The 21,023-nt window shown below is 45.8% G+C and carries 17 protein-coding genes and 1 riboswitch; of the genes, 12 read left to right on the forward strand and 5 right to left on the reverse strand.

The annotated features are described in order from the left end of the window. Positions 1-633 precede the first annotated feature (633 nt). Positions 634-993, forward strand: a complete 360-nt coding sequence (locus DESPCE1_RS0109225) for a BlaI/MecI/CopY family transcriptional regulator (RefSeq protein ID WP_014793743.1) — start codon at positions 634-636, stop codon at positions 991-993. Further along, the gene (locus DESPCE1_RS0109230; RefSeq protein WP_019850282.1) at positions 990-3,458 is read left to right on the forward strand and encodes a DUF5301 domain-containing protein; all 2,469 of its coding nucleotides are present in this window, start codon (positions 990-992) and stop codon (positions 3,456-3,458) included. Before DESPCE1_RS0109225 ends, DESPCE1_RS0109230 begins: the two co-directional genes overlap by 4 nt. Positions 3,459-3,500: 42 nt before the next feature. Here the strand turns inward: DESPCE1_RS0109230 and DESPCE1_RS0109235 are convergent, their stop codons facing one another. Then, a complete protein-coding gene (locus DESPCE1_RS0109235) occupies positions 3,501-3,971 on the reverse strand; it encodes a pyridoxamine 5'-phosphate oxidase family protein (protein ID WP_019850283.1) in 471 nt (156 codons plus the stop codon). A 151-nt stretch (positions 3,972-4,122) separates the two neighbouring features. Between DESPCE1_RS0109235 and DESPCE1_RS0109240 the strand changes: the two genes are divergently transcribed. The 7 genes from DESPCE1_RS0109240 (at position 4,123) to DESPCE1_RS0109270 (ending at position 10,918) form a co-directional block, all read left to right on the forward strand. Continuing rightward, positions 4,123-5,532, forward strand: a complete 1,410-nt coding sequence (locus DESPCE1_RS0109240; protein ID WP_019850284.1) for a PLP-dependent aminotransferase family protein — start codon at positions 4,123-4,125, stop codon at positions 5,530-5,532. A gap of 187 nt (positions 5,533-5,719) precedes the next feature. Continuing rightward, positions 5,720-6,469 (forward strand): hypothetical protein, encoded by a 750-nt coding sequence (locus DESPCE1_RS0109245; protein ID WP_019850285.1) that lies wholly within the window; start codon positions 5,720-5,722, stop codon positions 6,467-6,469. A 165-nt stretch (positions 6,470-6,634) separates the two neighbouring features. Beyond that, entirely contained in the window at positions 6,635-7,165 is a 531-nt protein-coding gene (locus DESPCE1_RS0109250) for a hypothetical protein (protein WP_019850286.1), read from the forward strand. A 262-nt stretch (positions 7,166-7,427) separates the two neighbouring features. Further along, positions 7,428-8,153: a hypothetical protein gene (locus DESPCE1_RS0109255; protein WP_019850287.1), complete on the forward strand. Its 726-nt coding sequence runs from the start codon at positions 7,428-7,430 to the stop codon at positions 8,151-8,153. 136 nt (positions 8,154-8,289) lie between these two features. After that, positions 8,290-8,496, forward strand: a complete 207-nt coding sequence (locus DESPCE1_RS0109260) for a hypothetical protein (RefSeq protein ID WP_019850288.1) — start codon at positions 8,290-8,292, stop codon at positions 8,494-8,496. Positions 8,497-9,131: 635 nt separating this feature from the next. Continuing rightward, entirely contained in the window at positions 9,132-9,749 is a 618-nt protein-coding gene (locus DESPCE1_RS23735) for a PLP-dependent aminotransferase family protein (protein WP_019850290.1), read from the forward strand. 148 nt (positions 9,750-9,897) lie between these two features. Further along, a riboswitch (NiCo riboswitch) is annotated at positions 9,898-9,985 on the forward strand. Between the two features lie 57 nt (positions 9,986-10,042). Further along, positions 10,043-10,918, forward strand: a complete 876-nt coding sequence (locus DESPCE1_RS0109270) for a cation diffusion facilitator family transporter (protein ID WP_019850291.1) — start codon at positions 10,043-10,045, stop codon at positions 10,916-10,918. 40 nt (positions 10,919-10,958) lie between these two features. Here DESPCE1_RS0109270 and DESPCE1_RS0109275 read toward each other — a convergent pair whose 3' ends face one another. Further along, complete coding sequence (locus DESPCE1_RS0109275; protein WP_019850292.1) at positions 10,959-12,185, reverse strand: CdaR family transcriptional regulator; 1,227 nt, start codon at positions 12,183-12,185, stop codon at positions 10,959-10,961. 333 nt (positions 12,186-12,518) lie between these two features. On the opposite strand from DESPCE1_RS0109275, the gene DESPCE1_RS0109280 reads away from it, so the two are divergent. Genes DESPCE1_RS0109280 through DESPCE1_RS0109290 form a run of 3 tightly spaced genes read left to right on the forward strand, consistent with a single transcriptional unit; the run spans position 12,519 to position 16,640 of the window. Continuing rightward, positions 12,519-15,173 carry a molybdopterin-dependent oxidoreductase gene (locus DESPCE1_RS0109280; protein WP_019850293.1) on the forward strand — a complete coding sequence of 885 codons (2,655 nt, stop codon included), beginning with the start codon at positions 12,519-12,521 and terminating at the stop codon, positions 15,171-15,173. Positions 15,174-15,179: 6 nt separating this feature from the next. Then, on the forward strand, positions 15,180-15,758 hold the full coding sequence (locus tag DESPCE1_RS0109285; protein ID WP_019850294.1) for a 4Fe-4S dicluster domain-containing protein: 579 nt from the start codon (positions 15,180-15,182) through the stop codon (positions 15,756-15,758). A gap of 3 nt (positions 15,759-15,761) precedes the next feature. After that, positions 15,762-16,640, forward strand: coding sequence for a DmsC/YnfH family molybdoenzyme membrane anchor subunit (locus DESPCE1_RS0109290; protein WP_014793751.1), 879 nt, complete (start codon positions 15,762-15,764; stop codon positions 16,638-16,640). A gap of 179 nt (positions 16,641-16,819) precedes the next feature. Here the strand turns inward: DESPCE1_RS0109290 and DESPCE1_RS0109295 are convergent, their stop codons facing one another. From DESPCE1_RS0109295 to DESPCE1_RS0109305, 3 genes are read right to left on the reverse strand one after another with little or no spacing between them, the layout of a single operon-like run. Further along, the gene (locus tag DESPCE1_RS0109295; RefSeq protein WP_019850295.1) at positions 16,820-17,563 is read right to left on the reverse strand and encodes a DmsC/YnfH family molybdoenzyme membrane anchor subunit; all 744 of its coding nucleotides are present in this window, start codon (positions 17,561-17,563) and stop codon (positions 16,820-16,822) included. A gap of 3 nt (positions 17,564-17,566) precedes the next feature. Further along, complete coding sequence (locus DESPCE1_RS0109300; RefSeq protein ID WP_014793753.1) at positions 17,567-18,142, reverse strand: 4Fe-4S dicluster domain-containing protein; 576 nt, start codon at positions 18,140-18,142, stop codon at positions 17,567-17,569. Between the two features lie 17 nt (positions 18,143-18,159). Next, positions 18,160-20,802: a molybdopterin-dependent oxidoreductase gene (locus tag DESPCE1_RS0109305; RefSeq protein WP_019850296.1), complete on the reverse strand. Its 2,643-nt coding sequence runs from the start codon at positions 20,800-20,802 to the stop codon at positions 18,160-18,162. Positions 20,803-21,023 lie beyond the last annotated feature (221 nt).

Below are 21,023 nucleotides of genomic sequence, written 5' to 3' on the forward strand. Positions count from 1 at the left end.
AAAAATATTACCGATACTACCAATGAGGCAGTGATAGTTAAGTAACTTGTAGTTCTCTTGTTCACTTATAGTATATAAGAAGACAAGAGATAAAGTCCATACATAAGATGGGTTATTTGGATAAGTTATGGAAGTTAAAGGATGAAGAATATTGTCCGGGTCGTATAGCTTTATCCTACATCCACACCGTTCAAGCCCGAAAGATAGCCCAAGGATTTTGCTTTAAGGCAGAGAACGGATTCTAAGCGAGCAGGCAAGCAATCTTCGCGAAAAGACTGCAGCGGAGTCGGGTTGGAAACAGGACGTTTCCAACCGCCCATTGAGAACAAGTGCGAAAGCAGTGCTTTCGAGGAGCGATTTGGGCACGAAACCCGGGCGAGGGTTTCGCCCAAGCCGCAATGCCACAGAGACTGCTTAGCGGCGCAGGTGGACCCGACGCAGCGTAGGTCTTGAGTGATTAGATTGCTCCGCGCAGCTAATGGAGTGAACGCCGAAAGCAAAATCCTGGAGAATTACCTTCGGCCCTTTTCAGAATAGAAAGTATTGACAGTATAGGTTTATCGGGATAAACTTATCATAGGTTTATTCTGATAAACCTATATACTTAACTCATGGACAGGGAGGGTGTAAACTGTGGAAGAATTTAAGCTGTTTGATGCGGAGTATAAATTCCTCGATATTATTTGGGGCCTTGAGCCTATCAACTCAACGGAACTGACTAAAGTCTGCCGGGATAAGCTGGGCTGGAAAAAGCCGACCACCTACACCATGCTGCGTAAGCTTTCCGAGCGGGGATTATTAAAAAATGAAAACGCTACGGTGACCACCATCGTCAAGCGGGAACAAGTCCAAAAGTACGAAAGCGAGGTGCTCTTGGAAAAGTCCTTTGATAATTCCCTTCCCGCTTTTTTAGCCACCTTCCTCAAGGATAGGAAACTCTCCCGGCAGGAGGCCGAGGAAATGAAGAAGATGATCGAGGAGGCGACGAAATGAGCAGTTTACAGGGTACATTGACAACCGTTCTGAACATGAGCATTACGGCGTCCTATGTTGCCGTAGTCGTCATACTGATTCGCTTCTTTTTGAGAAAGGCCCCGAAAATTTTCTCCTATGTCTTGTGGTCGGTTGTTTTGTTTCGGCTTCTTTGTCCCTTATCCCTGACTTCAGACTTTAGCTTTTTAGGGCTAATCGACAGGAATTTGCAAAGCGGTGCCGACGTGTTGGACTATGTTCCTCAACATAATGCGATGACGCCGCAGCCCACCATCCCGTCCGGCAGTGCCGGTTTCGAGCCTGGGGTCAATGCCTCCTTGCCCCAGATCCCATCCATGGCAAGCTTAAGCCCGACGCCAGCCGGGATGGATATCTTGAGCTTGCTCTGGTTGGCAGGTATTGTGGCACTGATGTCTTACAGTATCATTTCCTATATAAGGACAAAACGGCTGCTGCAAACGGCTACCCTGGTTAAAGACACTATTTATGAATCCGATCGGCTTACGACAGCCTTTGTGTGCGGGTTTATCCGTCCGAAGATTTATGTGCCTCTGGGTGTAGCCGGGGCTGATCTGGATTATATCCTGGCTCATGAGGAAACCCATATTAAAAGAAGAGACTATCTCCTGAAGCCTCTTGCTTTTTTTGCCCTCATTCTTCATTGGTTTAATCCCCTGGTCTGGCTGTCTTTTGTCCTCATGAGCCGGGATATGGAAATGTCTTGTGATGAAAGCGTACTCAGGAAGATGGGCGAGGAAGCGAAGAGAGGCTACTCCAGCTCTTTGCTGGCTCTTTCCGTAAAAAGAAACGGACTTTTCACCATAAACCCTCTGGCCTTTGGGGAGCTTCATGTGAAAACAAGGATTAAAAATATACTTAATTATAAGAAGCCCAGGTTTTGGGTTCTGATCGCTTTGGTCATTGTCGTGGGCGCTATGGTCTTCACTTTGGTAGCCAATCCTGCCGATCAGGAACCGGATCTGTCCTTCCTCAATCCGAATAACCTGGCATCCCTGCTTATGCAAGGAGAAGGGGTACAGATTAGCGAAGCGGGGTATTCTTATCCCATCATAGTGTCCAGTGCGGAGTTGGGAAAATGGCTGTCCTCGGCTGCGGATGATTGGAGGAAAAAGGAAGTCTCCTCGCCCTATGACCTTACACCCTCCATCACTATTCATGTGAATGGGGATAACGAGATTCGCTTTTTTGACGAAGAACCGACTCTAGCTATGATTCAATCCGGTGATCACTATCGTTACTATGCCATTCCCAAGCAAGATTTCCAAGTTGTTCAGAAAATAGCCCTGCTTGCCTATCCCAAGATCCAAAGCCTGACCATGTCAAAGTGGGAAAAAGGAGAAGAGGTCGCTTCCGTGACCAGCATAGACAGCACTATTTTGGAGATGGTGGTACATCTGGCCCAGGAAGAAGAGAATTCTCCTTTTCTCTTAAGATACTCCAGTGTGAATGATACGCCGGCTGTGGCCGATTATATGCGAATCGTTTTGGAAGGCCCGAATGCTGCCTATACTTATTTCCTCTACACTGAGGATGGAAAGAACTACGCTATTGAAAAACCCTATGAACGCATCAATAAAATCAGCCCGGATACGGCCCAGGCAATCATCGACCTGTTTAAAAAAGCCGGGGATAGGTCCCAGGCAAGAGCCGCCTATGATCTGGAAGAAAACCTTAAGATCATCATGTCTTCTCCCCTAAGCTCCTCCAATCCACAAGATTACATCCGTGCCCATCAGGATGAGTATAAAAAAATCCTGAAATATGGAGGTGAAGAGGCTTTGCAATACATGTTGAACCAGTTTGAGCAAGGGAAGGGGGAGGGCTTAAGAGGACATATTATGATGGAACTGTGCAAGGATATCTTGAGAGAGCGCAATGGCATTACTGATGAATCTCTTTCTCCTCAGGAATGGTATGAGGCCTTATCCAAGCAGAAAAGGATTATGCTCCCGGATTATGCCTATGAGGGAGAGGACAAGGTGGAAAAGCTGGTTTATACCACGGAAACCGAAAGAAATTCCCAACCCCAGCGAGGGTTTACGGTGGTTGCGCCGAAAATCTTCGGCAGCTATGAGGAAGGGGAGTTCCTTAAAGTCTTTGTGACGACCTATAGTTCCACTTATACCATCTATAATGATGGAGTCAGAGAGGTAGGGGGCAGTGTGATTCCCTCCGCCCACACCTATAAAAAGGACAGCAAGGGGAATTATGTTCTTTTGACTTATGAACAGGCCGGAGACGGGGCTAACTTTTTTACCTCCATTCGCAGCTTTTGCACCCTGCCGGTATCAGGTAAACCCATTAGCGGACTGGCTGAGAAAATCATTCATTACAGCAATGATGAGGAACTCCTGAAGCTTCAACTTGAGAACTTAACTAAACATTTGCGGAAAAACGGCGTAACCAATCCGATAATCGTCAAGCCCGGGAATAATACCATTTAAATAGTCTAAGGCTCTGGCTTGGGGGCAGAACTCTCGAAAGACTCATTTATGATATTTTCCGGTACATTCCTTAATCTGTAGTTCAATCACCGCAGTACCTTTCACCATATTTTCCGGAAGCTCCTTACCAGCAAACTGCGGTGTGTATTTTTCAACCAATCTGTTCAGAACCTCACGTTTATAGGGGATATCTTCCAGAATATGTGCAGTTCCTATCACCACCACGCTGTTGTAAATGGCCTCTGTATCGCAGGCCATCCCTTCACCCGGCTGCAATCCCAACAACTCATCCACTTCAAAGCAAACCTTTGGATTATCCTTCACATTGTCAATCTTTAATCCCTTGGGCAGTCCGTGCATATAAATAGTTCCGTTATAGTATAGAAAATGCATGGCAGTGACATAAGGATATCCGTCCCCGCGAACTGTTCCGAAGCGTCCAATATCCGCTCTTTGCAGGAGTGCGTCAATCTCCTCTTTTGTTAATTGAAAGTGTTTCATCCTGTTTTGCATACATCATTCCTCCTAATTTTTATACATAAGGATGCCCCCGGTTTTTCCGATTGCTAACCATATGCTTTTATTATATGCTAGAAGTGTACCTGTCAAAAGGTACACTTCTAGCATATAATTATGGGTACACTGAATGAGGGATGTATGAACAATGATTTATATTGACAAAGAAATGGACACACCTTTATATGAACAGATTTACAGGCAAATACAAGAGGACATAATTTCCGGAAATCTTTCCCCGGGGACGCTGCTGCCCGGAATCCGAACTTTATCAAAGACGTTAGGTGTCGCGCGTAATACCGTGGATAAGGCCTATACACAACTAGCGGTGGAGGGGTATATTTGCCCTCGAAAAGGTGCGGGTTTTGCCATAGAAAGCATCAGAGATTCTAAAAGGAGCGGTGAAATTCAAAATTTGTCCTGTGCGGTGACTGATGATTCAGGTCACGAGACAGAAGAGAGAAACCTTCCCTATGATTTTCAATATGGAAGTTTTCCTGACGAGTGCTTTCCTAAAGCGGCATGGAAAAAGTATATGCTGGAGGTGCTATCCTCACCCGATTCGTCATCTTATATGACGCAGTATCAGGATAAACAGGGGAACCGTTCCCTGCGCTGTGAACTTCGGAACTATTTGTACCAGACCCGCGGGGTGGTTTGTACAGAAGCCCAGATCCTCATCGGCTGTGGTCTGCATTATTCGCTGGATAGTTTATGTAAGCTGTTTGCAAGCCATAAGAGGATTGCCATGGAGGAACCGGGATATAACGGAGCCAAAGAGGTATTTCAAAACAATGGGTTTTTGATACGCCATATTCCATCTACACAAGACGGACTTGACTTCTCAGGGCTAAAAACATTGGATGTCCCTGCTGTTTATGTAACACCGTCCCATCAGTTTCCTTATGGAACCGTCCTGCCGATTTCCAAACGACGGGAATTGCTGGAATGGGCAGCGGAAGAAAACGCTTATATCATTGAAGACGATTATGACAGCGAATACAGGTACGATGCAAATCCGGTACCCTCCCTGCAGTCCATCGATGGTAATGACCGTGTTATTTATATCGGCACCTTTTCCAAATCTCTTTCTCCATCATTGCGCATCAATTACATGGTAGTCCCCAAACATTTACTTGGGGCCTACCATCAGATGTTTTCTTCTTACAGCAGCCCCGTTACTTGGCTGACACAGGAAGTGCTGGCAAGATTTCTTCGCTCTGGCGATTATACCCGGCATGTGCGCCGGATGTGTGCAGTCTATCGAAAACGGCATGACATTTTTGTCCAGCAGCTGTCGAAACAATTCGGGCCAAAAATCGTGCTGCACGGGCAAGGTGCAGGGTTGCATTTTTTGTTGGAGTTTTCGGATGGAGTGCATGCCGACCGGTTAATCCTGACCGCAAAGAAAGCAGGAGTCAGGGTATACCCGGTAACCCCGTTCTGGAGTGTTTCAGAAGCCTGCCCCCCCAATATGCTTTTTGCAGGGTACAGCCTGCTGAATGAGGGGCAGATACAAGGGGGAATCCGCCTTTTGAAGCAAGCGTGGGCTCTATAGAAATTAAAAAAGCATACTTAACCATATATCATCCATTGCGATTAGGAAGTTTCTAATAATCTACCTAAATGGAAGCTGGAACTTAATTTTAAATCTTGCAGGAGTCAGCACCCTTTCCGTAGAATACAAAAATAAACATTTTTAACTATTATTGTGCTACTTGCGGTGGTACCGGAACGGAGGTTTTATGAAAAAGGTTTATATAGCTATATTTGGAGCGATTTTAATCATTGGTAGCGGAATTGGACTTAACGCACTTAGCAAGACATCTTACTTCGAGACATCCGATCAAGCGGTTCAAGAACCGTTTAAAGATGTGCAAGTTCAAACTGCTGTAAAAGAGGCAGAAAATGCACCTGCTAAGGTACCGATCGGAGCTTCATTAGCTCGTGATAGTGCCCCCGTTTTTGAACAAGCGGAATTTGCATCGCAGAAGACACAACCACCACAAGGGTTAACAGGAAAAGTGAAAGGGTATATACCTTTAAACCCACTCCCTGATGATGTTACGCCAACCGATGATAGTTATGAATTCGACCCGAACGATGGCAATTATCACCCCAGTATCAAAAATCCTCCAAGGATATTCGTTTATGAAATAACTTTCCATGAAGGATTCCGCCCAGAAGGATTAAAAGCCTTGGATGTCCATGTTATCGCCCGCAGTAACGGCGAAACTGACAATACATTGGTCCGTGATCGGGATGAGATTGTCAGTGTAACGGGAAGCACAGGCAAAGTTTACGATATGGCAGGTTCAAAAGGGACGGGTGTAACCCTTAATTATGAAAACGGTAATTATCATGAAGAACGAATTATTCAATACAAAGACATTAGTATTGATGAGGAATATATAGACAATGTTGTCGTTCGGCGTGATGGTAAACTTATCACCTTAGATGCCAAAAACGCTAAGCTAACCACAACGCATCCTTGAATAAAAATTCATCATGCTGTATCCAGGGCTTAGTGCATTGGCTTCTTTTATGAAATAAAGTTGCTCTTCTAAGGTGTTGAATATACAGCTGTATAATAATTTTGTCCTAAAAACAGGGACAACTTTGGCCGCCTTCATAGATTAAATCAGAAGGGGGTAATAAAGATGAGTTTAAGTTCCTACGAAGGCCTTCATGTTCAACGAATTATGGTCCCTACGCCTATGCGTAATGGCCCTAATTTATTAAACACAGTTTTAATGAATATGGCAGTAAACGAAGCGATTGTTACAGCGAGGTCACCTTATAATAACTTCCGACAAGGTATCGCAGGAAAGATCGGATCAGGAATGATTGAAGGTTGGGTATGGGACGCAGATATGCGTGTAGTAAGGAATCAGGACACGAAAGCGATTACAAGGGTTGCATTGACGGCTTGGGCAAACATCTCAAGAACCTCGACTGCTGGCCCGGATATTCCAAAAGGAGTTGCACTTGTCGCAGAGGGTGACCCCTATGACAGTAACTATGCGACTGCACTTTGTGCGTTCGATCAAGGGAGTATGGTTCAGATTCGTGGCTATTATTACCCAAGTTTAGGATATGATGCCTCATTCGTTTCGAGAAAGTGTTATGTTAATACGAATTGGGCTCAAGGTAATGAAGCCATGTATTACGTTCAACTGCGCAACTATTAATTTGCTAATTGGCATAGGGAACGACCTTCGGGTCGTTCTTTCTAATACTTTTATGGTGCGTAAAAAGCGAGACAGTCAAACTTCCGTACTGTTACTTTGGGCTCCAATATTTATCTTGCAAATTCATGGTAATTATTTTACCTTTTCAATAGAGAAAATGCTAAAGACAAAAGTATTGCATCAATCGGAGGGATAAATTTAGCTTCTAGTAGGTTTTTCAATTTTTTTTCAGCCTTTAATAGTATTAGGTTGCCAGCCAACAGTGACGGATGGCGCAAATATAACCAATAATGGTATGTTTGATAGAATTGAAAACAGCCAAGACACTGAAATAACTGGTAAACTAGATAAAATATCAAAAATGGAAGCGGAAAAAATCGCCTATGAAGCTGCAGTAAAAGCAAAGGTTACTGTACCGGGCTGGAAAGGTGAACAAATCATGCGTCGTGGCACTAGTTTAATAACTGAGATACCCGATCAATTATTCTCTTTAGATAATTATAATAAGAAACAGAAACCAGATATAGATGAAATGTATTCAGTTATGTTTCAGGATATCGGTGATAAGAGTAGTTTCTTATATGTTTATCTTGATGCAATAACTGGAGATGTCATTGGCGAATGCGGATATAAACCGGTGGAGAATGAAAACTATAGCAAACCGGATAGTGGCCTTGAATCTCTTGCTAAGATTACGGCAGCGAAGGCGGAAAAAATAGCTTTTGAAGCGGCGAAGAAGGCAAAAAATACTATACCCTACTGGCAGAATGCTGAGCCGGAGAATATCAAATGCCGTAGTACTGAATTAACAAATGACAATCCAACGTATGTCACTGCTTTAGATGATTTTGAAAATAAGCTGGATCTTAAAGGCATTCTTAAATATAATGTATGGTTTCAAGATGTTGGAGACGTAAGCAGCTTTTTATGCATTTATGTTGATGCCGTAACAGGGGAACCTATTGGTTGTAAATACATATCTGATTGAAATGACAAAATTGATTCTATAAAAATACTTGGCACATAGTGATAAGGGGATGGATGAAACCACGAGTTTCTTCGGTCCCTTTTTTATTGCTTATCAACTTGCCCTGAAAAACTCACTAAAGAAAGAAGGCGATTGAATGCCTACAAACCTATATGGTGGCCCTGGGAATAAAGCCTATGCTTATGTTGGCTATCCGGATGATACGGATCCTTATGATGTCTTATGGGAGGAATATGGCTGGAAATTTATTGAATATCCTTCAGGGACTAAACGAAAGAGGGCATACCTTCCTGGAGGAAACCCGACAGCCCCTGCTCCAAGGCTTTTAGTTCGGGCGTTTTAGGCAGAATGACTTCAGGCCAACCCGTTTATGGTGGACCAGGAAAAGATTACACTACAATGGGTTCTGTTTCGGCTGATGAGAATATTACTGTGCTTATTCCCAATGTATCGGGTTTCGTGTTTATCGAATATAGTACGAGTACAGGCACAAAAAGAGGGTATATCTTGGCAGACACTTTTTACACCACGAATAAATGCACCCTTAGCCAAAATGAATCAAGATGCACCGACTTTTTCTAAGCCATATCTCTATGGAACTATAGTTCGTAAAGTCCTAAAACCGGTGGAGGGGTATATCTGCCCTTGAAAAGGTGCGGGTTTTGCCATAGAAAGCATTAGAGATTCTAAAAGGAGCGGTGAATTTCAACATTTGTCTTCTGGGGTGTCAGATAATTCGGTTCACAAGAAAGAAGATGGAAAGCTTCCCTGTGATTTTCAATACGGAAGCTTCCCTGATGAGTGCTTTCCCAAAGCTGCCTGGAAAAAGCATCTGCTGGGGGTGCTGGCGTTACTCCAATCGTCATCTCATATGACCCAATATCAGGATAAACAGGGGAACCTCTCCCTGCTGTTTATGTAACACCGTCCCATCAGTTTCCTTATGGAACCGTCCTGCCGATTTCCAAACGACGGGAATTGCTGGAATGGGCAGCGGAAGAAAATGCTTATATCATTGAAGACGATTATGACAGCGAATACAGGTACGATGCAAATCCGGTACCATCCCTGCAGTCCATCGATGGCAATGACCGTGTTATTTATATCGGCACCTTTTCCAAATCTCTTTCTCCATCATTGCGCATCAATTACATGGTAGTCCCCAAACATTTACTTGGGGCCTACCATCAGATGTTTTCTTCTTACAGCAGCCCCGTTACTTGGCTGACACAGGAAGTGCTGGCAAGATTTCTTCGCTCAGGCGATTATACCCGGCATGTGCGTCGGATGTGTGCAGTCTATCGAAAACGGCATGACGTTTTTGTCCAGCAGCTGTCGAAACAATTCGGGCCAAAAATCGTGCTGCACGGGCAAGGTGCAGGGTTGCATTTTTTGTTGGAGTTTTCGGATGGAGTGCATGCCGACCGGTTAATCCTGACCGCAAAGAAAGCAGGAGTCAGGGTATACCCGGTAACCCCGTTCTGGAGTGTTTCAGAAGCCTGCCCCCCCAATATGCTTTTTGCAGGGTACAGCCTGCTGAATGAGGGGCAGATACAAGAGGGAATCCGCCTTTTGAAGCAAGCGTGGGCTCTATAGAAATTATGGTGCAAAATCGGAAGACGTGATACTAAAAATAAAGTACATTTAACCACATAAGAAAAAGGATAGAAGAGCTACAGATATGCTTACCGGGTATTGACAAATTCGCTGGCGGACCTTAAACTAGTAACATATTAAATTAAATACAAATATAATAGAGCAGGCGATCGGTATAAAAGCCGGTGGGGCTGGGCTGGGAAACCGGCAGCAGGAAGAATACCTGTGGGACTATAATTGGAAAAAATTATTGTGCCACAGGTATTTTTTTACCAAAAAAGAGGAGGGGTATCTTGAATACCGCAAATAGGAAAGTAAAGGTTGCCGCATTATCCATCGTATCGAATTCGGTGCTGATCATTCTCAAGGTTACAGCAGGTTTGCTAAGCGGATCCATCAGTATTATTTCCGAAGCCATACATTCCGGTATGGATCTCATCGCTTCTATCATTGCATTTTTCTCGGTGAGGATGTCGTCAAAGCCTGCTGATCGGAAGCATCCCTACGGTCACGGGAAAATTGAAAATGTTTCAGGTGTTCTGGAGGGCCTGCTGATTTTTGTGGCAGCCTGCCTTATCATAGCTGAGGCCATAAAAAAGATACAACACCCCGTGGAAATTTCTCAAACATGGGTGGCTATAGCGGTCATGCTGTTTTCCGGTGTTGTGAACACCCTGGTTTCCAGGATTCTCTACAAGGTGGCCAAAGAAGAGGATTCCATAGCGCTGGAGGCAGATGCCCTGCACCTGAAAACAGATGTGTATACCTCTCTTGGCGTCGCGGTTGGCCTTCTGTTGATCTGGATTACGAAAATCAACATACTTGACCCGATTGCGGCCATATTGGTGGCACTGCTGATCATAAAGGAAGCCTTTGTGCTTTGCAAAAATGCCTTCGAACCGCTTCTGGACACAAAATTGTCGGATGAGGACGAAATGAAGATCAAGACTATTATGGATAGCTATCATGGCAAAATATTGGATTATCATAACTTGCGTACCAGAAAATCCGGCAACATCAAATATATTGACTGCCATCTTACGGTTAGTGAGGGTCTGACCATTCGCGAAACCCATGAAATGAGCGATGAAATGGAACGGGAGCTGGAATTGGCTTTGAGGAATACAAATGTCAACATCCATTTTGAGCCAGGAAAGGATGGACAGTGAGCCCGCCCTGCTGATTTTCGGTCAGCAGGGCGGTTTCCTGTCAAGCCAATAATTTTTCAATAGTGTGAAGCCGTTTAATTTTAAGAGCTGCCATAATATCCAGGCGGGTATGGTTATCCGTCAAAGGCTTACCTAAGATGTTTTCAATTTTATTCAAGCGGTAGCGCAAGGTATTAGGGTGCATGAAGATCGCTTTGGCGGTTTTGTTCACGTCAAATTGGTTCTCGGCAAAGCTCTCCAGGAGGGCTATAAGGGAACTTTCCGGATCATCTTGTTTGTGCAATTCCCCCAGAACATGGACATAGTATTCTTTTAAGTCCTGGAGATCATGTTTATACAGGATTCGTTCCAAGCCGAGTTCACTGAAGAAGGGAACAGGTATTTCTAATAGCTTTCCCATTTCAAAAGCCACTTTAGCTTCCTGATAACTGCGAAAAAGATCGGTGGATTCGGAATAAACCTGTCCTACTCCACAGGTTACCAGATTATTTAATTCCGTGGTTCTGATTTGAGAAAAAGTTTTTTCAGCAAAACCAAGTATTTCTTCCTTTTGTAAAGCAGGTTTATCCGCCTGCAGGGGAACGAGGATCACCAGTTCATTTTGACGGAGGATGAGTGCCGGGTTTTTATAATAGTTATCGATGAAAATTTGTTCTATGATGCGGGAGAGAAAATCCATAAGATGATGCCCCGGATTATGATGCTCCGGATCAGGAAGGAGAAAAACCATAACCGTATGGGGGCGACTGAAATTCCAGCCCCACATTTCGCCGGTAGCAATGATATCTTCACTGCGTTTAAGGTTTCCGTAGAGCAGATCATAGAGAAAGGCATTTTTAAACTTGCTTTGCTCCTGCTTAAGCTCTAACCGGCTCTGGAGGTGGACGGCATAGAGTGATGATGTATAATCCAACAGGGGTTGAAAGGCTTCTCGATCCGGATTATCTTCATTACTAAGAATGAAAATATACCCAATGACACGGCCAAGGGGAGCAATAGCACGACCTATGGCACGTACCTTAAAAGTACCCGCAGAGATATAACAGAGAAAAAGGCTTTCGTCATGGATCCGAGGGTCATCCAGTTCAACTTGAAAGAATTCGCAATCATAGTGAGAAGAGGAGGCAACCAGTTTATAAGCAGAGGTTGAAACCAGTACAGGCCGATTAATGACCTTAGCTAAAGTATGGGTCAGAAGATCTAACCCCTGTCCTGAAGCCATAACCAATTCTTGCATATAATCCGGAACGGAAAATTGCTTGTTCATATAGACCACCTTTCTCACGATTTACCAAGGAAAAGCTCAGGGGTTCATTCTAGGCGACTCTTAAAAGTTAGGGTAGAATGGTATTATAGATTAATTTTGATCCTATAAGGAATTATTGTAAAGTCCTTTAATCTGTATCCCGGAATAAAAAAAGCGTGGCTTTTTTGTACTTGTGAACATATGACCAAAATGGGCGGCAAGCTATACTGATTATAGATTCGGGAGCGGCTCTCGTCAAATAAGAGGAAGTATGTTCCTTTTTTATTGCGAAGAGGCATGGAATTTCGCTCAGGCATGATGGAACGCTGATTTAAAAGGGAGGTTCAAGGTACTATGTCAAGTTTTCTTAAAAAAGTAACGGATAAAACCATAAGCCGCAGGAGTTTCTTAAAAGCAACTGCGGCAGGTACTGCCGGCTTGGCTCTGACCGGTTGCGGGAGTGTCTTAGCACCGGCGGGAGGAAAGGTTAATGCGGTGGGAGAGGAGCAAGGAGAATGGATCTCGGCAGCCTGCTGGCATAACTGCGGTGGACGATGTTTGAACAAAGCACTGGTGGTGGATGGAGTAGTCATTCGCCAGAAAACAGATGATACCCATGAAGATTCCCCAGACTACCCACAACAGAGAGGTTGTTTGAGAGGACGCTCTCAACGCCAGCAGGTCTTTGGCGCGGATCGGTTGAAATACCCCATGAAACGCAAACATTGGCAGCCCGGCGGAGGAGATAAATCCCTGCGCGGTCAGGATGAATGGGAGCGGATCAGCTGGGATGAAGCCTTGGCTTATATTGCCGATGAATTGAATCGGGTGAAAAAAGACTATGGCAACCGTTCGATTCTGCATATCGGAGGATGGAGCAGCCGAATTACGGATATCTCAAGAACCTTGGGATTGTATGGGGGATATTGCGAATACTGGAATACCAACTCTTTCGGCAGTTGGGCCATGACTCCTAAAACCGTTGGTTTTATGCAATTAGGGGTATGGGATCAGACGGTGAATGATCGTTTTGATCTGCGGAACTGTGAGACCATTATCATGCTCAGCATGAATCCGGCCTGGAGCGCGATGGGAAGTTCCAGTTGGCACTATAGGCAAGCCAAGAAAGCCGGAGCGAAATTTATCGGGATTGACCCCTTTTTCAATGCTACCTATTCTATGTTGGGTGCACAGTGGGTACCGGTCCGACCAAGTACGGACGCAGCCTTGCTGTTAGCCATTGCCTATGTCCTCATTACCAAAGATCACCCGACCCTTAATCCTTTGATTGATTGGGAGTTTTTAAATAAGTGTGCTATTGGCTTTGATGCTGAGCATATGCCGGAAGGTGAAGATCCTAAAGGCAATTTCAAAGACCATGTGCTCGGAACTTACGACGGTGTCCCTAAAACACCGGAATGGGCCAGTGAAATTTGTGGAGTGGCTGAAGACCAGATCGAGAAATTAGCGCTGGAGTTCAGAAAAGATAAAAAGGTAGCCTTCATCTGCGGGATGGCTTCCGGAAGAACCAGAAACTCGGATAACTTGCCTCAATTGATTATGACCATCGGAGCCATGACCGGTCATATGGGCAAATCCGGACATATGACCGGCAGTACCATGCATGCCACATCCGGCAATGGCGGCCCGGCTCTGGTGTGTGCCGGTTCCAACGGCCTGCCGGGAATCCCTAACCCCGTAGATGACTGTATTAATGCAGGTCAGGTCTGGGACGCGATCCTCAACGGCAAATACAACTTCACCGGAAGCGGGGACTTCACTTCAGCCGACCAATACAAACCTGGTGAAGAAAGAGATATCGATATTCGGATCATTTATCATTCAGGCGGTGCGACGTTGCAGACCAACGATGGGATGACCAAAGGGATCGAAGCCCATCGCAAGGTGGATTTGGTTGTCTCTCATTCTCAGTTCGTCACCACAAATTCCAAGTATGCAGATATTGTCCTCCCGGTAACAACGGAGTGGGAGAAAATCGGCGGTTTCTCCGGAGGAACCTTGGTGCACAGCGGCAACCGTGAAATGATTATTATGTATTCCCAAATCTCGGAACCCCTTTACGAAGCCAGGAGTGATCAATGGATCGCCATAGAACTGGCCAAGAAGTTGGGAATCGATGAAAAAGAAGCCTTCCCCTTTGATGAGAAGCAACAGTTCTTTAATGCCTTGACCAGTACTACAGTAGTCAATGAAGATGGGAAGACTTATGGACCCCTGGTGACCATAACCCAGGAAGATATTGATGAGTTAGGGGTGACCGGCAAGCCCCAAACTGGGAAAATCACTTATCGTGAACTCAAGGAAAAGGGAGTATATCAAGTTAAACGCTATCCAGGGGATAATTATGGGTATATTGCCTATGAAGATTTTGTCCGGGATCCTGAGAATAATCCCTTAAGCTCAGAAAGCGGCAAGTTGGAAATCTATAGCCGAAAGTTGGCGAAAACCATCAATGACATGGGATTTAGTACAATTCAGCCTATTCCATCCTATATCAAACCTGCCGGGGGATTTGAAGATACCTTCCAGGAATGGGAGGGTAAAGCCAAAGGGGAATATCCCTATCAGGTGATCAATCCTCATTACCTGCGCCGTTCCCACACCGTTTTCGATAATGTGAAATGGCTGCAGGAAGCTTGGCCTAATCCTGTTTTCCTGAATACCAACGATGCCAGGGACAATGGCCTTGCCGATGGGGATACGGTTCTGATTACCAGTCCCTATGGAAAAATCTTAAGAAATGCCTGCCTTACAGAACGAGTAAGACCCGGAGTCGTTGCTCTGCCTCATGGCGCCTGGGTGGATATGGATGAAAAAACGGGAATCGATGTGGGTGGCGCGGATAATATCCTCAGTGGCCAAATCCCGACCGGGCAGGGAGTTTCAGGGTTTAATACCGGGATTGCCCGGATTGAGAAATACACACAATCCAAACTCATTCCCGATGTAGAAAAAGCAGCAAGAATCGTATTCCAGGAAGGGGTGTAAGGAAAAATGGGTAAAAAAGGTTTTTACTTTGATATGGAAGCCTGCATCGGCTGTCGCACTTGCCAGATTGCCTGCAAAGATAAAAATAATAACGATATTGGCGTGTTATACCGTCGGGTAAAGAATTTTGAGACCGGTGTTTATCCACAACCTGATGCTTTCAACTATTCCTCTTCCTGCAACCACTGTGCCGAGGCCAAATGTGTCAAGGGGTGCCCCACCGGTGCCATGCATTATGCAGAGGATGGTACTGTGCAGCACGATAAGGATAAATGCATCGGCTGTAAATATTGCATCTGGAACTGTCCCTATGGTGCACCTCAATTCATTGAAGAAAGCGGCATCGTGGGGAAATGCGACAGCTGCAAGGGCCTTCGTGACAGCGGAGAAAACCCTGCCTGTGTGGATGCATGTATTATGCGCTGCCTGGAATTTGGGGACTTAGATGAACTTAAGGCAAAGTATGGCGACCGCTTTGTTCAGGAGTTGCCTATTCTGCCCTCTGCAAAGCTTACAAATCCATCGGTGCTGATTAAGCCCAAGGATTGTGCTTTAGACTCCAATTCTCGTGAGAAAGAGGTGTAATCAGTGGAAAACTTATCCTTGATCCTCTTTTCGATCTGCATCCAGGCCGCTATCGGCATTATGATCTTCGTGGCTCTGGGCAAATCCTTCAACAAGGAAGGACAATTTAAAACGGCGATAGTCACAGCCGCCGGCCTGGCTATTGTCGGGTTTCTCGCCTCTCTGCTGCACTTGGGTAAACCCCTTGCCGCACTGAACTCCCTTCTCCACTTCAGCACCTCCTGGCTGAGCCGGGAAATCTGGTTCACCGGTGCCTTTACTGGGATAACCCTTTTAATAGCCTTATTGGTGATTGCCAGACCTTCGGCCAAAGGTGCGGTCAATGCTTTGGCACCCCTTGTCGCAGTGGTGGGTTTAGTTGATGTTTATATGATGGCTTCGATCTATGGCTTTGCCTCGGTGCCGGCCTGGCAGCACGGTTCCCTAACGATTGAGTTCTATGCGGCCGCCATCTCCATGGGAGCCGTCATGTTTCTCGCGTTAAGCGGACAGGAAGCTGTTAAAGTGAAAAAACCTGCCTCTCTGGCAGTGGGCGCTGTGGTAATCGTGCAGGTAGCGGCTATGGTGCTCTACTATATCCAGCTGGGAACCAGCGGGAATGGGGCAGCCGGGCAAAGCCTTGCTCTCTTGAACAGCATGAGCGGAATCATGGCCATGAAATGGATGTTGATTCTCTTTGGAGCAGGATTGCTGTTCTTCCCCGTGGGTAAAGGAGGGACGAAGGTATCTGCCGGTCAAGATGCCGTTCAAGCAGCGGCAACTACTGAAGGTGCTGTTGATACGGCAGTCTATCTTGCAGCAGCCTTAGTGGTTGTAGGCCAGATATTAGGCCGATATCTCTTTTATGCAATTATGGTTGTGAATACTGTTGGATTAAGTTAAGGTTAATAAATGTCAGGGAACCAGGGGAGATTTACCTTGGTTCTCTATTTAATTGTCATCAAGATAACAATGGTTGGCAAGGAGGATGGAATTTAAGAAGTTCAATAATTCACCCCTCCCCACAGTGATCTGTAAGGAGGGGTGAGGAGAGAGATGTAGTCTTTTAGCTTTGGCAATGATTATAAAGTAAAGAAGATATAGCGGCCGACAATTTGTCCGAGGAGCACTAAAGCAGTAGAACCTAAGACGATGGAAACTCCAAGTTCTTTCTTTTTGCCGGAGAGGAAGAGTAAACCGGCACCCACCAGGATAGCAGCCCATTTAATAATCATGGCTGCGCCCATGGTTTGCGGAGCGGTGAAACTGCCGACAGCCTGGACCACAATCGCTGCGGCAACGGCAATGGACATAACTTTTTGCAGGTTAGGCGCTTCTTTAGCGCTCAAAGCGAAGAAAATCAGGGACCCCATGGATAGGGCGGCAGCATAAAATTCGATAAAGGTTGCAGCATGCTGCCAAGCTTCAATACTGGTGGAGGCATAGACGGAAGCCATGGCATAAACATCGATTAAACCAATAACAGCGGCTAGTATAACTAAAAGATTGACAGCACTTTTGGCTGCAGGCTTAAAATAAATGAACAAAGCGGCCAGGACGGTTAGACCGGTAAACAAGCTGGTAAACCAAATTTCACGGCTCAGCCAGGAGGTTGCGAATCTCGTAAGGGCGTTGATGGCCGACAAGGGGTGACCCAAGTGCAGGAAGGAGGCAAGAAGGCCGGCTATGGCTAGGACTGCCGAGGTCAAGACGGCGGTTTTAAAGAGACCGTCTTTATGCAATTGCTTGGCAATAGCGGCAAAAACCATAATCCCGATGGCGGCTTGAACACTGATGGTGAACAGAATTAATGCTAACTCTTCCATTGATTATACCTCCAACTCTACATAGTTGGTATCTAAAGAGCACTCTTTAGGATTGATCAGGATAGAGGGTTTTGTCACATTGGCAGAAGGCAATACTGGTAACTCTTTAACGAGGTTTGTTCCATGTTTAGCAGCCAGTTCATTCAGATCGCCGAATTCCAGGCAGCGCATGAGGCAGGCATTTACGCACATAGGGTTTTGGCCTGCATCCCGCAGATCTTTGCAGCTATCGCATTTGCTGATGACCCCGGTCTCTTCAATGAATTGGGGAACACCATAAGGGCAGTTCCAGGTACAGTATTTGCAGCCGATACATTTGTTTTTATTATGCTGCACGGTCCCATCATCAGCGAAGTGAAGAGCTCCGGTGGGGCAGCCTTTAACACATTTGGCTTCTTTACAATGGTTACAGGCGCCGGAGTAATGATACACCCTGGCGTCGGGATACACCCCGGTTTCATAGCTTTTGACTTGGCGGAATAAAATGCCTACATCCAAGCGGTTTCTATCTTTGCAGGCTACTTGACAGGTGCGGCAGCCGATGCATTTAGTGACATCAAAATAAAATCCTAAGGCCATTCAAATTCGCCTCCTTATCAGATATTAATAATTCTTTGGGGCCATAGATAGTCCGGTGTAAGGGGCTTTCCATCATACTTCTCCATATTGACCAATTGGGTATTGTAACCGGAAACACCACAACCGGTAGTAATAGGGGCGGAAAGATAATTATCAGAGCCGGACTTATCAATGCCGGTTTTCTCATCCAACTCCAGCCAGGTGCCGTGAGGCATCTCAATATAGCCGGGCATCAGCCGCTGGCTGACACTGGCTTGACGCAATACCTTGCCATAGGGATTGGTGAGAAGTACGGCATCGCCGTTCTTTATGCCTTTTTCCGCTGCGTCCACGGCACTGATGAATACCGGATTGCGCATAGCTTCCCGCAGCCAGGGTAAATTGTCCAAAATTGTATGCGAACGCCTTAAATAATGGGGGGTGGTTACTTGGTAAGGATAATCGCCTTTGATTTTTTTGTCCCAATCCTTAAAACTCTGTTCGTAACCATTAAGGGGCTGGATATAAGTCGGATAAGGTTTGAGGGTGCTGCGGCCCATGGCATTAATGCTGTCGGCTTTGGTTTGGCAGTAGATTTCAAACTTGCCGCTTTTGGAGCCAACGGGATTCTTATCCGGGTCTTCGACAAAGGATTGGTAAGTGATATGGCCATAGTTATCGCCTTCATGGCGTTCGACTTTATAGATCCCTTTTTCCATCAACTCTTTGAGACCGATGCGGCCTTGCTGCAGTTTTCCATCGACTTTGCCATGCTTTTGTTTCCACCAGGCGAGATCCGCTTCAGTGATGGTGACTAAGGTTTCATAGCCTGTACCTTCCTTGTTAATCACCGTAGCACCGGCAATCGCATTGAAATACCGCTGCTCTTCAGACAGGGGATAGACTTGATTCACATTAATGCCTAAGCGCTTGCCAAGCTCCCTGCCAATCCATAGATCGCTTTTCGCTTCGTAAAGAGGTTCGATGACTTTGGAAGGGAAGAATTGAACCTCTCGGTTATAATATATCTCCAGATAAAGATAAGAACTGTGTCTTTCCCACTGAGTGGTAATGGGGAGTACGATATCGGCGTATTGGGCACTGGCGTTTAAAGAATAAGCACAACTTACCACGAAATCTACTTTCCGGTGGGCTTCAATCCCTTTGGCGACACCTTGGTTTGTCTGCAGAGTGTTTCTGTAGGAATGAATGATGACATGGATATCAATATCCTTCTCTCCCATACTGGCAAGATCTCCCCATAGGGCTGGTGCGGTGTAATTGTATTTTCCATTCAATACATTGTCCCATAGCTCAGGAGCCATAATTGAGTCTGGGCAAGGATTGGGAAGGATTGGAGCGCCGGAAGCCCCTAATTGGACTAATTTAGGCCCGCTGTTGGTAGCGAAATAGTATTGGCACGAGCCGCAGGAGTGACCGGGTTTGCCGAAATGACCGCCCATAGCCGCTATGGTCATTAGGATTTGCGGAAAATCATCGGCATTATTGCAGCGGGCCGGTGCGCTGCTGTGTAAAATGGAAACTTTCTTATCTTTGTGCATTTCCTTGGCATACCAAAGGATATCTTCCACAGGCGTGCCGCAAATTTCCGAAGCCCATTCAGGGGTTTTGGGTTGGTTATCATAGTTGCCAAGCACATAATCCTTAAAGTTTTCCTTGATCGTGGCATCAGCCGGTATATGCCCGGCATCAAAGCCTACAGTGCAGCGATTGAGAAAGTCCCAATCGATCAGGGGATTGCTTAGGGGGTCGTCTTCCGTAATCATCACATAGGCTACTGCCAGCAGAAAAGCTATATCTGTGCCGGGCCGGACGCGAATCCATTTGGCTTCTACCAAATTAGCCGTTTCATTATAGCTGGGACCGACATAAATAAACTTGGCGCCGGCTTCTTTGGCATGCATTAAGTTGTGACTGGGCAATCCTGCAGCAGCCCAGGCGGGATTGCAACCATAAAGAACAATGGTTTCGCTTTTTAATAGATCCAAGCGATCATTAGCATCATCATTACCATAAGGGATAATACCCAGGACACCGGAAACGAAGAGGTAGGTGCCCAGGGAACCTGTATCCTGCACATTGGTATAACCGCCAAAGGCATTAATTGAATTATTGAAATCACAAAGGGCATCGGCAAAGTTAGGCATCAGGATGGAACGGTTGCCATACTTTTCTTTGGCGTTCTTTAACTCGGCAGCCACATAATCCAGGGCTTCATCCCAGGAAATCCGCACCCATTCATCTTTGCCGCGCAACGATTTGTCACCGCCGGTCAGGGGTTCCCAGTGCTTGCGTTTCATGGGATATTTGATCCGATCCGCGCCGAAAACCTGCTGCTGCTGGGCTCGCCCGCGCAGGCAGCCTCTGAGTTGTGGCTTGTTGAAGCTGTCCGGTTCGGTATCATCGGTTTTCTGGCGGACCACCACATTGTCCACCACAAGGGCGGAGTTATAACATTTGTAGCCGCAGTTATGCCAGCAGGCGGCAGGTATCCATTCACCTTCTCCGTTCACTGCGGCAGCATCAAGTTCCGCTCCCACCGGAGCCAGCGCAGTGCCGCAGCCGGCAAGGGCCAGGCCGGCGGTTCCGGCCGCGGTGGCCTTCAGGAAATTTCGGCGGCTTATTTTTTTGTCCGTAATTTTTTTAAGAATATCTGACATTAATCCTTCTACCTCCTTTTAAGTCTGTAATGCTGAAGCCGGAACGGGATTTCAAGAAGCATAATTACGCCTATAATTACGCATTCCGATACGATAGATTAAGCTTGCTAAAAGCTGATCCCGAACCTATAATCATTGTATAGCTATTGTGAATAGTTTAATATGTTTGTGTGTACGAATTGACACCGGTAAAATACAGCACCGTGACAAAAACTATCGTT

Source organism: Desulfitobacterium sp. PCE1 (assembly GCF_000384015.1).
Taxonomy (GTDB): Bacteria; Bacillota; Desulfitobacteriia; order Desulfitobacteriales; family Desulfitobacteriaceae; genus Desulfitobacterium; species Desulfitobacterium dehalogenans.

What these genes read in the sequence shown, in the direction of transcription:
- DESPCE1_RS0109280 (WP_019850293.1), top strand. Translation starts at nt 12,519, where the DNA reads ATGTCAAGTTTTCTTAAAAAAGTAACGGATAAAACCATAAGCCGCAGG.
- DESPCE1_RS0109235 (WP_019850283.1), bottom strand. Translation starts at nt 3,971, where the DNA reads ATGCAAAACAGGATGAAACACTTTCAATTAACAAAAGAGGAGATTGAC.
- DESPCE1_RS0109250 (WP_019850286.1), top strand. Translation starts at nt 6,635, where the DNA reads ATGAGTTTAAGTTCCTACGAAGGCCTTCATGTTCAACGAATTATGGTC.
- DESPCE1_RS0109295 (WP_019850295.1), bottom strand. Translation starts at nt 17,563, where the DNA reads ATGGAAGAGTTAGCATTAATTCTGTTCACCATCAGTGTTCAAGCCGCC.
- DESPCE1_RS0109240 (WP_019850284.1), top strand. Translation starts at nt 4,123, where the DNA reads ATGATTTATATTGACAAAGAAATGGACACACCTTTATATGAACAGATT.
- DESPCE1_RS0109300 (WP_014793753.1), bottom strand. Translation starts at nt 18,142, where the DNA reads ATGGCCTTAGGATTTTATTTTGATGTCACTAAATGCATCGGCTGCCGC.
- DESPCE1_RS0109260 (WP_019850288.1), top strand. Translation starts at nt 8,290, where the DNA reads ATGCCTACAAACCTATATGGTGGCCCTGGGAATAAAGCCTATGCTTAT.
- DESPCE1_RS0109245 (WP_019850285.1), top strand. Translation starts at nt 5,720, where the DNA reads ATGAAAAAGGTTTATATAGCTATATTTGGAGCGATTTTAATCATTGGT.
- DESPCE1_RS0109305 (WP_019850296.1), bottom strand. Translation starts at nt 20,802, where the DNA reads ATGTCAGATATTCTTAAAAAAATTACGGACAAAAAAATAAGCCGCCGA.
- DESPCE1_RS0109285 (WP_019850294.1), top strand. Translation starts at nt 15,180, where the DNA reads ATGGGTAAAAAAGGTTTTTACTTTGATATGGAAGCCTGCATCGGCTGT.
- DESPCE1_RS0109275 (WP_019850292.1), bottom strand. Translation starts at nt 12,185, where the DNA reads ATGAACAAGCAATTTTCCGTTCCGGATTATATGCAAGAATTGGTTATG.
- DESPCE1_RS0109230 (WP_019850282.1), top strand. Translation starts at nt 990, where the DNA reads ATGAGCAGTTTACAGGGTACATTGACAACCGTTCTGAACATGAGCATT.